General features: G+C 60.3%; 7 protein-coding genes. 1 reads left to right on the top strand and 6 read right to left on the bottom strand.

The genetic code is table 11. From position 1 onward, the window contains the following. Window positions 1-64: 64 nt before the first annotated feature. The 6 genes from GKKCFE_RS00375 to GKKCFE_RS00350 form a co-directional block, all read right to left on the bottom strand. Entirely contained in the window at window positions 65-5686 is a 5622-nt protein-coding gene (locus tag GKKCFE_RS00375) for a YDG domain-containing protein (RefSeq protein WP_445577358.1), read from the bottom strand. Window positions 5687-5727: 41 nt separating this feature from the next. Then, window positions 5728-7500 (bottom strand): ShlB/FhaC/HecB family hemolysin secretion/activation protein, encoded by a 1773-nt coding sequence (locus GKKCFE_RS00370; RefSeq protein WP_445577357.1) that lies wholly within the window; start codon window positions 7498-7500, stop codon window positions 5728-5730. A gap of 231 nt (window positions 7501-7731) precedes the next feature. After that, window positions 7732-10080, bottom strand: a complete 2349-nt coding sequence (locus GKKCFE_RS00365) for a hybrid sensor histidine kinase/response regulator (RefSeq protein ID WP_445577356.1) — start codon at window positions 10078-10080, stop codon at window positions 7732-7734. A 101-nt stretch (window positions 10081-10181) separates the two neighbouring features. Beyond that, window positions 10182-10979: a response regulator gene (locus tag GKKCFE_RS00360; protein ID WP_445577355.1), complete on the bottom strand. Its 798-nt coding sequence runs from the start codon at window positions 10977-10979 to the stop codon at window positions 10182-10184. A 350-nt stretch (window positions 10980-11329) separates the two neighbouring features. Then, window positions 11330-11899, bottom strand: a complete 570-nt coding sequence (locus GKKCFE_RS00355; protein ID WP_186658416.1) for a lipocalin family protein — start codon at window positions 11897-11899, stop codon at window positions 11330-11332. 31 nt (window positions 11900-11930) lie between these two features. After that, window positions 11931-12185: a lipoprotein gene (locus GKKCFE_RS00350; protein ID WP_047226926.1), complete on the bottom strand. Its 255-nt coding sequence runs from the start codon at window positions 12183-12185 to the stop codon at window positions 11931-11933. A gap of 283 nt (window positions 12186-12468) precedes the next feature. On the opposite strand from GKKCFE_RS00350, the gene GKKCFE_RS00345 reads away from it, so the two are divergent. After that, window positions 12469-14361 carry a methyl-accepting chemotaxis protein gene (locus GKKCFE_RS00345; RefSeq protein ID WP_445577354.1) on the top strand — a complete coding sequence of 631 codons (1893 nt, stop codon included), beginning with the start codon at window positions 12469-12471 and terminating at the stop codon, window positions 14359-14361. The last annotated feature ends 4 nt before the right edge of the window (window positions 14362-14365 follow it).

Here is a 14365-nt window from a genome sequence, read left to right as displayed (position 1 = left end):
TGCTTGGCCGAGACCCATCGACTCAGAAAAAACGCCCCCGGCAGGCAATACCGGGGGCGCTACCTCAGCGGCTAACGACCTCCATGTACTTGCCAGTCACCTTGGCTTGCCTCAGCGCATGCTCAATGACCACGGCATCGATGCTACGAACGCTGGTGCCCAACAGTTTCTTGGCGACGACCAGCCCGTATGCCGCCAGCTCGTCACTGGCGATGTCGCTTGCCATGGGCGGCACCTGTACCAGAAGCACGCCGTCACTGAGCAGGGTCACCTGCAAACTCAGACGATTTCCGTTGACCAGTGCGACTGAACCCTCGACCGAGCTGGCACCGGAGCGTTGCAACACGGGTGCTTGACGGTTCCCCGCATTGGCCAGTTCCAGCGTAAGGCTATTACCCAGATCGGTCGCGGAATACTGCCCTTCCCCACTCAGAGGTTCGCCAGCACGGGTGCGGTAAACCGCCAGGCTTTTTTGCACCGCAGGCTCGGAAACACCATCCGCCACCGCCAGACTCATCCTGCCATTGCCGTTGAGCACAGCGTCCTGCAGAACCAGATCATTTACGCTGACAAAATTGGCAGCAACGTTCGTCAGGTTCGGGGTATCGCTGAACAAGGCTGTAGACGGGATCGGCTGCGCAGGGGATAGCCCCTCTACAACCACCTGATCGCCCGGGCGCTTGATGGCGACTTCAGTGCCATTAGCCCCCTGCGCAACGTTGATCAACCCGACCGGCGTGTAAAAAGGCGCCTCAACGCTAGCCGTGCCCTGTACCGGTTGGTCAGCCAATTGATAGTTGGCCGCATCCTCGCCCTGCAACAACAGGTCGATCACACTCACAGTCTTGCCTTGACCCGCATCGGGTGTGTCAAAGAGCGCCTCGCCCGTCGCACCGACCACGTCGCCAGCGATCACCCCATCAAGCGCGATATCCCGAATGGTCGCAGTATTTCTACCGTCGAAAGGTTTATCGGCGATGTCTACCGTCGCATTCAGCAGCTTGCGGTCGATATCAGCGGTTCCGACTTGCGCCGTGGTATCGAAGACGTAGTTATTCGCCTCGTCACCGGTCAGGGCAACGCCCGAGCCGCTTACCGATTTGTCCTGGCCAGCATTCTTGTTGATGAAGGACCCGGTAGTGCCACTGGTGGCCACCTCGCCTTTATCACCGTTGACAACGCCCACCAGCAAGAGGTTACTCAGGTTGGCCGTGGTGGTGCCGTCGTAGGTTTTATCAGACACGTCGGCAGTGGCGGTCAAAACCTTGCGGTCGATATCAGCCGTGCCGATTTGTGCCGTGGTATCGAACGCGTAGTTGTTCGCCTCGTCACCAGTCAGGGCAACGCCCGAGCCGCTTACCGATTTGTCCTGGCCAGCGTTCTTGTTGATAAAGGTGCCGGTTGTGCCACTGGTGGCTACCTTGCCTTTATCAGCGCCAACGATACCCACCAGCAAGAGGTTGCTCAGGTTGGCCGTGGTGGTGCCGTCATAGGTCTTGTTGGCCACGTCGGCAGTGGCGGTCAAGACCTTGCGGTCGATATCCGCCGTGCCGATCTGCGCCGTGGTGTCGAACGCGTAGTTCTTCGCCTCGTCACCGGTCAGGGCAACGCCTGAACCGCTTACCGCTTTGTCCTGGCCGGCGTTCTTGTTGATGAAGGTGCCGGTCGAGCCACTGCTGGTCACCTTGCCTTCATCACCGCCAACGATGCCGATCAGCGCAAGGTTGCTCAAACTGGCGGCGGTGGTGCCGTCGTAGGTTTTGTTGGCCACGTCGGCAGTGGCGGTCAAGACCTTGCGGTCGATATCCGCCGTGCCGATCTGCGCCGTGGTGTCGAACGCGTAGTTGTTCGCCTCGTCACCGGTCAGGGCAACGCCTGAACCGCTTACCGCTTTGTCCTGGCCAGCGTTCTTGTTGATGAAGGTGCCGGTCGTGCCACTGCTGGTCACCTTGCCCTCATCACCGCCAACGATGCCGATCAGCGCAAGGTTGCTCAGACTGGCGGTGGTGGTGCCGTCGTAGGTTTTGTTGGCCACGTCGGCAGTGGCGGTCAAGACCTTGCGGTCGATATCAGCCGTGCCGATTTGTGCCGTGGTGTCGAACGCGTAGTTGTTCGCCTCGTCACCGGTCAGGGCAACGCCTGAACCGCTTACCGCTTTGTCCTGGCCGGCGTTCTTGTTGATGAAGGTGCCGGTCGTGCCACTGCTGGTCACCTTGCCTTCATCCCCGCCAACAATACCCACCAGCAAGAGGTTGCTCAGGTCGGCAGTGGTGGTGCCATCGTAGGTTTTATTGGCCACGTCGGCAGTGGCGGTCAAGACCTTGCGGTCGATATCCGCCGTGCCGATCTGCGCAGTGGTGTCGAACGCGTAGTTGTTCGCCTCGTCACCGGTCAGGGCAACGCCCGAGCCGCTTACCGCTTTGTTCTGGCCGGCGTTTTTGTCGATAAAGCTGCCGGTAGCGCCACTGGTGACCACCTTGCCTTCGTCACCGCCGACAATGCCGACCAGCGCAAGGTTGCTCAGACTGGCGGTGGTGGTGCCGTCGTAGGTTTTGCTCGCTGCATCGGCGGTGGCGGTCAAGACTTTACGGTCAATCAGGCCAATATTACCGCTGACGCTGGAAGCATCGACCTGATAGCCGTAGACCTTGACAGCCCCATTGGTCGCTTCGGACACATTGACGTTGTCCACGGTAACCAGCTTGCCTGCGCCGGCGTTCTTATCCGCGTAAGAGGCGGCACCGAACGAAAGCACATCGATGCTATCGCCATCGATTGCACCTGTCATGGCAAAGTTGGCGTCCGTCACGCTCGCGGTTGCGTTTCCATCATAGGTCTTGCGCACCTCCCCCTGCAGTTCAACATTGACCTTGGGCGCAAAACTGTAGAGGTGACCATTGCCCGTACCCAACACCGTATCGCCATACTGCGCAGCGTACTGCTTGAAGGCGGCAGCCAACCCTCCCCGGGTATCATCCAGCGGGCTGCTGGAATAGGTCAGCCAGCGACCGTTGTTGGCAACCAGCGCGTTGGCGCCAGCCTGGTTGATGAAATTGCCCGCAGCTACCAGCACGACAGCATCGCCAGTGCCCTGGGCGGTCACTGTGCCGCCGCTGCCGATGACCACATTCCCAGTGCCCGCTTGAGCGGTGAGGTGCCCGTTTGCATGGGTGTTGCGCAGCTCTCCATCAACCTGGATGTCACCGTTGAGCAGGGTCAGGTTGTTGTTGGCGCTGAAACCGAAGCCGGAGGCATCCACCGAGGTGGTGCCCGTACCATCGGAGCGGCCAATAGTGAGGTTACTGACCCCCAGCAGCTTGCTGATGTCGGTAGCTGGCGCGTTTGCGTCCAGAAGAATACCGCCGCCGGCATTGCCGCTGCTGCTGTTCAACTGGATGTTGGTGGTCACGTCGTAGGGCTCCAGGCGGATGCTGGCAGTACTTACGTTCTGCAGCGTTGCCTGGGTGAAGTCGACATTGTTGGCGCGTAGTGTCAGCTGGCCGGCGCCGGTGTCCAGGTTGAGCGTGTTGGTGAAGTTGATTGCCCCATCCGTATAGATCGAAGCCCCGCCAAGCATGGTCATCGGTGTACTGAAATTGACGTCGCCGCTCAGGTTGAGCAAGCCCGCCAAACGCTTCTCTCCGGTGGAACCGCCCAGCGCTTTGCTGCCCATCGCATCGCCGAAAAACAGCCTACCGGTACCCAGCGTAATATCACTGTTAAGGGTGGCGATGCTGTCAGCGAATGCGGTGGTTCCGAACGACAAGTAGAGGTTGCCGCCGTTGGTGTTGATTGGCGTATTGATGGTCAATGCGCCACGGCCACCGCTATCAGAGTCGCTGGACAACCTGACGTAACCGCCTCCGGTGGTCAGCGAGCCGGCAATGGTCAACCCGTCGGCACCGAGCAACGTGATGCTACCGGCTCCAGGGGTACCGCTACCGATGGACGAGACATTGTGATCGGGTAAATCGGCCACTGCGGGGTTTACGCCCGCTCCCGACGCAGAAAGGTTGAACACGTCAATAATAGAGCCGGTACCGCCACCGCCGGCCTGCATGTAGATGCTGCCCGTACCTGAAACTGCAAGCGTATTGCCTCGGTTGGCGAAGGTAATGGTGGCGTTGCTGCCACCCAGCGTCTCTGCCCGGAAGCTGACGTTCTCCTGCATGGTGATTGTGCCGTCACCACCATTGAGGTTCAGATCCGCAAAGTTAATGTTGTCGGTTGCCTGCATCAGCACGTTAGCCATTTGTGCTTCAAGCGTCTGCTCGTAGACCGTCACGTTGCCGCTGCCGGCGGACCAGTCACCACTGGTACCGCTGCCGCCGGAAACAGTGATGTTAGTCGGGTCGAGCAACAGGTCACCCGTACGCCCCTTGGCCGCACGAGCATCGGTCGTACCGGCATACTGCAGCGTCTGCTTGCCAGAGACTTCGGCCTTGCCACCGTTGCCACCCTTGGCGCCGCCGCGCACGGAAATATCGCCAGCAAAGCGGTTATTCCCATCTGCCCAGAACACGACAGTACCGCCGTTCCCGTCTGCGGTCGCATCCGCGTTCACTTTGACGTTGCGCTCGACCGTCACCTGCCTGGCATTGGCCACCTTGGCATCCTGGCCTTGCCAGCCGCCGCCGACCTTGATCGTGCCGCCACCGCTCGTCCCACTGGCATCAAGCGTTGCATCGGCAATGGCGATACGCTCACCCGTCACCACGATGTCACCGCCCTGCCCATGCTTGGAGGAGGCATCAAGTGTACCGGCGACCTGAGTCAGCCCCCCTTCGCTATCGCCGTCAAGCAGGATGCGGCCACCGCGCGCCACCAGGCCTTGGGCCTCGATGACGCCAGTATTGTTGATCACGCTGTTCAAAGCAGCGTCGGCGGAACGCGCGCTCAACGAAACCATGCCGCCGTCGGCGCTGATATGCCCATCGTTCTGAACCAATGCGTCGAGTACGCCGCGCTCGATGTTGACGCTCACCAGGCCGTCGCCTTGGAAGTCGAGGCTGACTTTATCGCCTGCGGCCAGCACCGTGCTGCCGCCTGGGGTACGGATTGTGCCGCTGTTGCCGACCTTAGGGCCGATCAGCGCGACCACGCCACCCGCCGCATTGACCGTGCCCTGGTTGAGTACTGCGCCGGCGCCAGCACCGCCACTCAGAGCAGTCTTGCCCGCGAGAAAATCCTGGTCGCTGATCCGCAGGGAGGACGCCACCAGACCGCCGACATTGACCTGCGCACCTTTGCCGATCACCACGCCGTTGGGGTTGAGCAGCCACACCTGACCATTGGCGTTGAGCTTGCCCATAATCTGGCTGGCGCTGCCGCCGCCGATGACGCGGTTGAGCGCGATGCTTTCGGCACCTGGCTGGCGGAAGGTGACGCTGGCACCCGCACCCACATCGAAGCTGTTCCAGTTGGTGACGAGTTTGCCTGTGTGCTGGTCAATGACCATATGGCTGCCGTTCTGCGAGATAGCGCCACTGCCACCGACGATGGCTCCGCCGGTGGGTAGATCAGCCGCCAGGGCCGCCCCGCTACCGATCAGGCCAAGGACGGCGAGGACACCGACTACGCCACCGCGTTTACCCCGCGAGGTGGAGTTTTCTGCTACGGCAACGAATGCCTGATCGGCATCGCTCCAGACAAGACGGTAAAGATGGTTCAACGAAGCGCGCTTCATGGGGAGCTCCTAAAATTCGTAGATGACCGCAACGGGCTTGATCAGAATGCGTATGCAACTTGGATCCAGGCGCGCCAGTCGCTGGCGCGGCCGTCCGCGTCCAGCCCGGACTGTCCCCGTCCCGGGTTGTCGCCCAGCGTGCGCGCCGCAGCGGTGCGGAAACTGAAATCGCCCGCCCACAGGTTGGCGCCCAGGCCGACGGCATGCAGGTCATAGCGATTGGTCTCGTCAGCGTTGTTGAGCGAGCCAGGCCAAGGATTCTCGTTCAGCCAGACACGACCGGTGTCGAGGAACCCCAGGCCCTGCAGCGTGACGCTGGGCAGGCCCAGATCGATGTTGCGACGCAGCTCCAGGGTCGCCAGCCAGCCGTGATCCGCGGAGGCTTCGCCGACCGGATAGGCGCGAACACCGGCAGGGCCGCCCAGCAGGAATTTTTCCGAAGAGTCGAGGTTGTCACCGGCCCATTGCGCTGAAACGCCGCCGAACAGCGTCCACGGGCTAGCGGCCCCCAGGCTCTGCAAGCGCGAGACACGCAGGTTGAGCTTCTGGAAGCTACCGTCACTTTTGGCACTTACACTGTCGGCAAACTCATCGTCGCGGTTACCGGACAGGTCAAGGTCGCCCAGCGTCAATGCCAGCATGGCATCCGTCACACCGCCACCGGCGAAGCTGTCAAAGCGGTTACCGCTCATGGCAACAATGAGATTGTTCAGCTCACGATCGCGCAGATTGGTACCCAGGCCACGGTCCTCAAGCGCTTTGTACTCATAGGTCGCGGACAGATTGAGATTCTGCAGGCGCGAGCGAATCAATGGATAACTCAGCCCCAGCGATCCGCTACGGGCAGTACCGCGCAGATCCAGCGAGCGAAATTGCTCCTGATCCACCTCATAGCGCAGATAAGAGCCACCGACATTCAGGCGCAGCCCGGAGGCTGTCAGTGGCACGCTGTAGGAGCCCCCGATGATGTCGCTGCCGGTGCTTTTGCTCAACCCGATGCTCAACTGGTCCCCGATACCCAGTGGGTCGTTGACGCTTATTTGTGCATTGGCACGGGCGGTACCGGTACTGCGGTTGCCATAGTTGTCCGCCGAAACCCCGCCATTGACCAGCGCATCCTGCTTGGCGCTAATCAACAGCCGGCTGGTGCCGGGTTCGTTGCCCCGCTCAAGCGCAGACTGGGCACTGACGCCAGGCTGGTCGTTGATCAGCAGCAAGGCCCGTTCCAGGTCCTCGACTTGCAGCACCTTACCTTCAGGGAGCGCAGCATCGGCGATACCCTGCAAGCGATCGTGGCTGCTGCGGGTATTGCCGTTCAGTTCGATGCGTGAGGCGCCAGACTGCAACCGCCCCTTGACCAGGGCGATCTCCAACTTGCCCTCCGTGAGGTCCTGACGGGGGAGGTAGGCGCGAGCCAGCACGTAGCCGCGTCCGCGCAGGTAGCGGGTGAGACTGTCGACCAGTTGCTGCAGACCTGCATGATCGAGCGTCTTCCCCAGGACAGGCTTGACCAGTTCTTGAAGATTTTCCGCTTCAGCAAGCTCCGTATCACCGCTGAAGCGAATCTCCTTGAGCTGCACGCGAAGCCCGGAATCTGCGGGACGGCGGGTGTCGGAGGGAAGTTCGAAGGCCGGCGGTGGCTCGGTAGAGCGAGGCTCGGAAGGCAGCGTCTGCTGGTGCTCGTTGAGTAACTGTCCGGCATCGGGAACACTTTGCGCGAGCACTAACGGGGCAGCGCCGGAGCTCGCCAGAGCGACGGCCCAATACAGCAGATGCTTGCCCGCGCGAACGCAACCTTTGTGAGGAACTGGCATCGTACAACTCCATGAAAAAAGGGAAACCACCCACCGCGCCTCAGCTCGACAGATGAACAACCCGCGGAGTCTACTTACGCCACCCACTAGCCGATTTTGCTCGACCGGACAGAAGCTTTGCCGGAGCGGACAAGACCGTTCAATCCACGGAAAAACTGTGACGCAGGATACATTTACAGACATGACGGCGCCCTGATGCGCAGCCAAAGCGCGCGGCGGGCCGCTGTGTGGCTAGGGAGCGTTACTGAGCGCCCGACTCAACGTATTGACGCAGTTGAGTAGATCATTACTCGATGCGGGCTTGAGCAGGGTCGCATCGAAGCGCAGATGTGCCGGCATCCCCGCCGGACGCAACGCGGGCACTGCCGAGTACAGAAGCACGGGAAGATCGGGCCAATTGGAACGCAGTTCGAGGAGCAACTCCCAGCCGCCCATTCCCGGCATACGCATGTCGGAGATCAACAGATCGAATGACTCACCGCGCAGACATTCCAGCGCCTGGAAACCACTTTGCGCCGTCTGTACGTCAAAGCCATAGCCCGACAGCAGATCACTCAGCCAGTCGCGATTCTGCGGCAAATCGTCGACCACCAGAATACGGCGCCCGTCACCATCGACGTGCGTGCCGTGACTTTCTATGAAGTTGTTTTCAAGCTCATCCTCACTGGCACGATCGAGGGCCAACTGGAAGCCGAAACGACTGCCTGTCGGCTCCAACCGCTGCAGCTCCAACTCGCTGCCCATGCCTTGCAGCAACTGGGTAACGATGGATAAACCAAGCCCGCTTCCGTCATAGCCTTCGACCCCATGGCCCCGCTGGAACGGCTTGAGCAACCGATCGCGCGCCTGTGCATCGATACCAATACCGCTGTCTCGAACGCTGAAACTCAACAGGGCCTGAGCGGATGGAGTGCCTTGATGGGTTACTTCAAAAACGATCAACCCGTCATAGGTGAACTTGGCGGCATTGCCCAGCAGATTAAGCAACACCTGACGTAAACGGCGAAAGTCGGCACGCACAAGCGCGGGCAAGTCATCGGCAAAATGGCACTCGAAACGATTGTTCTGTCGTGAAGCCAGAAAGGCCGCCTCTTCCTCCAGCTCTTGTAGAAAGCCATAGAGATAACCGGGGGCGAGGATCAACTCAAGCTGCTGCAATTCACTGCGGGAGAACTCCAATAGCTCATCGATCAGCTCCAGTTGCTGCCGTGCGTTGCGCTCCACTTTGCGTGGAAAATCCTGGGCCTCTCCTGCCTGCGCCAGCCGCGCATGATCAATAATGCTGACCAACGGCGAGCGCAGGTCATGACTGATGCGCGCCATTAACGAACTGCGCGCCCGTAATGACTCACGCAGTTGCCCGGTGCGAATCTCTACCGTACTTTCCAGACGTTCCTGCTCTGCCTTCTGCTGCCACTCCAAAGCCGTAAGTGCCTGCCGTTCACGGCGTCGGCTGCGCACGACCTCGGTGATCAGCGTGCACACGAGAATGGCCACGCCCGGCAACGTGGATGCCAAGCTGAGCACCCTCGCCCCTGCTTGCATGGGCACTGCGTCCAATTGCAATACATAGCGCACCACGAACTGCACGAGTAGCAGACCGGGTACGGCCCATGCCATCCAACTCAAATCCAGGCCGCGCCGCCAGGCGGCAAACAGCGTTGCAGGCAGCAGGATGTAGGCGGATAGGCGGACACACCATTCGACCAAAGGGCGTCCCGTCGCCGAATCGATCAGCAACCCCCAAGCAGACGCCCCCACAAACGCAAGCAGAACCAGGTTGTATAACCAGCCCCATAGGGCAGGCAGTTGACGCACCTGCAGAAGCTCTCGGGTGTAGGCAAGGCTAAGCAGGAAAGCAATGATGCCCAGCGCGGCCCGCAGCGGTAAGCTCCACGCCATCAACGATGGCCAGAAGATCAGGTAGCCGCTGGAAACGAGAGTCACCAGAACGTAACCGAACACCGTTACCGCATGAACGGCAAGCAAGCGCGAACGCACTATCCAGCCAACGATGAGACTGAACGGCACCACCAGCAGGACGATGCCCAAGGCGACACCATCAATCAGCGATACGCGTTGACGCTCTTGCAACAGTGCCGTGTCTCCCCACAGCACGGGCTGTAACAAAAAATGGGTCGGGGTGACTACACGCACCAGCACCTGGATATGCTCATCAGGCTTCAAACTCAGCTCAAAGACTGGTTGGCGCTCGGCGATCGGCCATTGCTCCAACGGGTAAGCGGCGCCCGCGACCTGCCGATACCAGCGCCCTGCGCGCAAGACGTGTACCTGAATATCGTGTAAACGGGGCTCCCCCACGGTGAGCCAGCGTCGACACGCTTGAGCATGGGCATTGGAAAGCTCGAAACGCAACCAGTAGGCGGAACGGCTGTACTCCTGGCCAAGCAGATTAGCCGTCAAAGGGTGAAATCGTGAGGCAGGCAACGCCATTACCTGAGTTGCATCCAACTGCGCATCCACGTCCTCGAATAGCTGCGCCTGGGGCGCCAGATTCACCTGTGACGTGCGGCAGGTGTTATCAGCCCGGACCAATGGGTTGACGAGGAATATGAGCAAGAGCAAACAGCCGTTCAGCCATCGCCGGTTGATCAGCGGTGCACGCCAGAACGGTGAAGCGCGCGGGGGCAGCGCGAGGATGAGGCCAATCCGTGCTTGCCTCACCGGTCTTCGGCAGCTCGCGGTGCCGAGCCCTTGCTCTGGGCTTGCTGGCGGTACTGGCTGGGCGTCATGCCAACCCGCTCACGAAACGCCGTTGTGAAGTTGCAGGCGCTACGAAATCCGATCTGATCGGCAATGCCTTGAATATCCATGGCACTTTCGGCGAGCAGTTCCTGCCCCCGGCGCAGCCTGGCTTCACGGATATAAGCAAAAACCGTAGACCCCAGATGCTCACGAAAGATGCTCGATAGGCGCTTTTCATGGGTGCCCACTTTGCGCGCAATCTGCGCCAACGATGGCATTTCCTCGAGGTGCTGGGCAATCAACCGCATGGCCGCGCGCAGCATCACCTCGTCGCTGCCCACCGGCTCGCGATCCTCCGGGCTTTGCGCCGTTACGGTTTCACGCCAGGCCAACTGCAAGTGAATACGAATGCGCGCCAGAATTTCGTGGGGGTCACACCCCTTTAGCACATAGTCCACGCTGCCCAACGACAACCCCTCGAGTCGTTCATCGACAGCTCCGGCAGATGTCAAGAAAATCACTGGAACGCGACAAGTAGCCGGCGCTTCACGCAACAGGCGGCACAGGGTGAAACCATCCATACCCGGCATGCGCACATCGAGCAGGATCAGGTCGGGTTTTAACGCCAGTGTACGTTGATAGCCTTGGCGGGCGTCGCTCGCCATGGACAAGCGCCAGGCCTGTTGGCGCAACAGCGCGACCAGTCCCCGCAACTCCTCGGGGGAGTCGTCTATGACGAGAATGTGCGGTGCATTATTAAAATTATTCTGCATGACTACGCCCATCAATGACATGGTTATGGCAGACGACCAGTCATGGGTCGATGCATCGTCCTTGCGCGCAAAGCGTTATCCGCCAATACAAAGGGCAGAGTAACAAAAGGCCATCAAGATAACGCAAAGTCCTGTAGATAGACACAATGCAGCGTCTCATTTACAGCTACATGTCTTCCCTTGAGCGACAGCGCTATACCACCGTCGCAAACGGTTGCCTTAAGTGATCTGTACGGGCTGGTTGGCGTGGTCGAGGCGGGAAGTTTTCAGCAACTGCCCAGCGTACTGGAATTAACCCGCCTCGCTACCCCTGGGCTCTCGCCCGCCCACACATTGATCTCGGGTAGCCATTAATCCGAAGTCTTGGCCATCTGCCGATCCGATGCACGCCAGATCAACCGAGTCGTGTCGTAACCCTGCTGGCGCGCCTTGCTCAGCAGTTCTTCGCGCACAACGCCATTGACCGTCGGGGTTCGGGACAGCAACCACATGTAGCGACGGCTCGGGTCACCGACGATGGCGGTCTTGTAATCATCGCTGACATACAGGACCCAGTATTGCCCCTTCGCCACACCCGGCACGATCCGCGAAAACCAGTTATCAAACTCGACCCAGAGCTTGTCGGTCTTGCCCGGCACTTGAGGCGTTGCAGTGCCCCTGGCTTCTTCCCACTGCCAGTCCGAGGTCAGGCAGCGGTTGAACACATCCACATTGCCGTCAGGCTCTAGGGTGTAGTGGGCTTCGGATTGCGCGCAGTTGCGCTGGAAGTACATCGGTAGACGGGCCAACTCGTACCAGGTCCCTTGGTAACGCTTGAGGTCGACGCTGTTGACAGTCTTTGGCGCCAACGGGTCTTCGCCAGAAGTGGCACAGCCAGCCAATACCAGGCCGGCAAAAAGCACTAACAATAACCGCATCATTATTTTTCTCCCGCGGGCCGGTGGCCCCGGTTTACTTCAGGCCTTGGCCGGAAAACATTAACACTTTGTCACCGGCGTACTGCACGCTGATAAAGCTCTTCTGGTCGCCCCAGGTGCAACTGGACATGCCGAGCGCGCCCGAACAATCGGTCGGTTTCCCCAACAACGCTTCGACTTCGGCCTTGGGCATGCCGGCAGACAGTTTCGAATAGTTTTCCTGGTTGACCTTGCTGCATGCCGTCAACAAGACGCACAAGGACAACAGGGCGATAGATCGCAGCGACATGGTGTAACTCCTGGAACGGAAGGGGGTGGCAGGGTGCCAACCAGAACCTTAGAAGAGAAAACCCCTATCTGGTTCCCCGACAAACCCAGTATTTGTTGGGCTTTGGGCAGGTGTTTCATGGATGAATCAACCCGTTTGTGACGCCGTCGTGTATTTCGTCGGGTTTAGCCTGCGCGCGCCTGATTCAAAGCGCTGTGGAGCCGATAAAAAGAGCAGCGCGATGCCAGGTGTTATGGCAAATTGACGCCCCTTCCTGACCAGCTCCTCTGCGGTAGCGTTCTTAATGACCAGAAACATGAAATTCAGCCACAAAATCCTGCTGGCTGCTGCGCTCGTGGTAGCCGTTGCATTCGCCTGCTTCATCCTGTTCAACGACTACCGTCAGCGCCAGGGCTTGCAAGCCAGCACCGAGACCTCCATGCAGGAGCTCGGCAGCCTGACCAGCCGCAACATTCAAACCTGGGTCGAAGGCCGCACCCAATTGCTGCAATCGTTGGCCCAGCAGATTGCCGTGGACGGCAGCAGTGCCGATAGTCTCAAGCGCGCCGTGGGCCTACCGGCCTACACCAGCAACTTCCAGCTCAGCTATTTCGGTGGCACCGACGGCGTGATGTTCTCGGTACCGGCCGGCAATCGTGCGGCCGACTACGATCCCCGCGCCCGTGGCTGGTACAAGGCCGCCAACAGCGCCCAACAAACCATCGTCACCGAACCCTACATCGCCGCCTCGTCGGGCAAACTGGTGATCACCGTCGCCACCCCGGTTCAGCACCAGAACCAGATGATCGGCGTGGCCGGTGCGGACATCGACCTGTCCAGCGTCAGCGCCATCATCAACTCGCTGAATTTCGGCGGCCATGGCCATGCGTTCATCGTCAGCGCCGACGGCAAGATCCTCATCCACCCCGACAGCAAGCGCGTGCTCAAGACCCTGGCCGAGGCCTACCCTGACGGTGCACTGCACGTCAGCCCAGGCATGAAAGAAGTCGAGCTCGACGGCAAGACTCAATACCTCTCCTTCACGCGGGTCAACGGCGTACCGGGGGCCGACTGGTACGTGGCGCTGGTGCTCGACAAGAACACTGCCCTGGCGATGCTCAGCGAGTTCCGTACTTCGGCGCTGATCGCCATGGTGATTGCCGTGGTATTCATCATCGCCCTGCTGGGCATGCTGATCCGCGTGCTGATGCAACCGCTGCTGACCATGGGCCGCGCCATGCATGACATCGCCGAAGGCGAAGGCGACCTGACCCGCCGCCTGACCATCCATGGCCAGGACGAATTCGGCGCTCTGGGCACGTCGTTCAACCGTTTCGTGGAGCGTATTCACACGTCGATCCGCGAAGTGGCCTCGGCCACCGGTCTGGTCAACGAAGTCGCGCTGCGTGTGGTCAGCGCGTCCAACTCGTCGATGGTCAATTCCGATCAGCAGGCTTCACGCACCAGCAGCGTGGCCGCGGCGATCAACCAGCTCGGTGCCGCCGCCCAGGAAATCGCCCAGAACGCCGCCCTCGCCTCGCAACATTCCAGCGATGCCCGCAGCCTGGCCGAAGACGGTCAACACGTGGTGGATAAAACCATCACCGCCATGCAGCAGTTGTCCGCCAAGATCAGCGATTCGTGCGGCAACATCGAAACCCTGAACAACAATACGGTGAACATCGGCCAGATCCTTGAGGTGATCACCAGCATTTCCCAGCAGACCAACCTGCTCGCCCTGAACGCAGCCATCGAAGCCGCCCGGGCCGGTGAAGCCGGTCGCGGCTTCGCGGTGGTGGCCGATGAAGTGCGCAACCTGGCTCATCGCACCCAGGATTCGGCGCAGCAGGTGCAGAAGATGATCGAGGAGCTGCAAGTCGGCGCCCGGGAAGCGGTCCTGACCATGACCGACAGCCAGCGCCAGAGCGAAAGCAGCGTCGGCATCGCCAACCAGGCCGGCGAACGCCTGGGCAGCGTGACCCAGCGCATCGGTGAAATCGACGGCATGAACCAGTCCGTGGCCACCGCCACAGAAGAGCAGACCGCCGTGGTGGAATCGATCAACGTCGACATCACCGAAATCAACACGCTGAACCAGGAAGGCGTGGAAAACCTGCAAGCGACATTGCGGGCCTGTGCCGACCTTGAACAGCAAGCGGCGCGGTTGAAGCAGTTGGTGGGTAGTTTCCGAATCTAGTGCC

This window comes from Pseudomonas sp. E141 (genome assembly GCF_052659885.1).
This window is presented reverse-complemented; position numbering and strand designations above follow the sequence as displayed.

Excerpts from the sequence above, each read along its gene's own strand:
- GKKCFE_RS00375 (WP_445577358.1), bottom strand. The coding sequence starts at position 5,686 with ATGAAGCGCGCTTCGTTGAACCATCTTTACCGTCTTGTCTGGAGCGAT.
- GKKCFE_RS00370 (WP_445577357.1), bottom strand. The coding sequence starts at position 7,500 with ATGCCAGTTCCTCACAAAGGTTGCGTTCGCGCGGGCAAGCATCTGCTG.
- GKKCFE_RS00360 (WP_445577355.1), bottom strand. The coding sequence starts at position 10,979 with ATGCAGAATAATTTTAATAATGCACCGCACATTCTCGTCATAGACGAC.
- GKKCFE_RS00355 (WP_186658416.1), bottom strand. The coding sequence starts at position 11,899 with ATGATGCGGTTATTGTTAGTGCTTTTTGCCGGCCTGGTATTGGCTGGC.
- GKKCFE_RS00350 (WP_047226926.1), bottom strand. The coding sequence starts at position 12,185 with ATGTCGCTGCGATCTATCGCCCTGTTGTCCTTGTGCGTCTTGTTGACG.
- GKKCFE_RS00345 (WP_445577354.1), top strand. The coding sequence starts at position 12,469 with ATGACCAGAAACATGAAATTCAGCCACAAAATCCTGCTGGCTGCTGCG.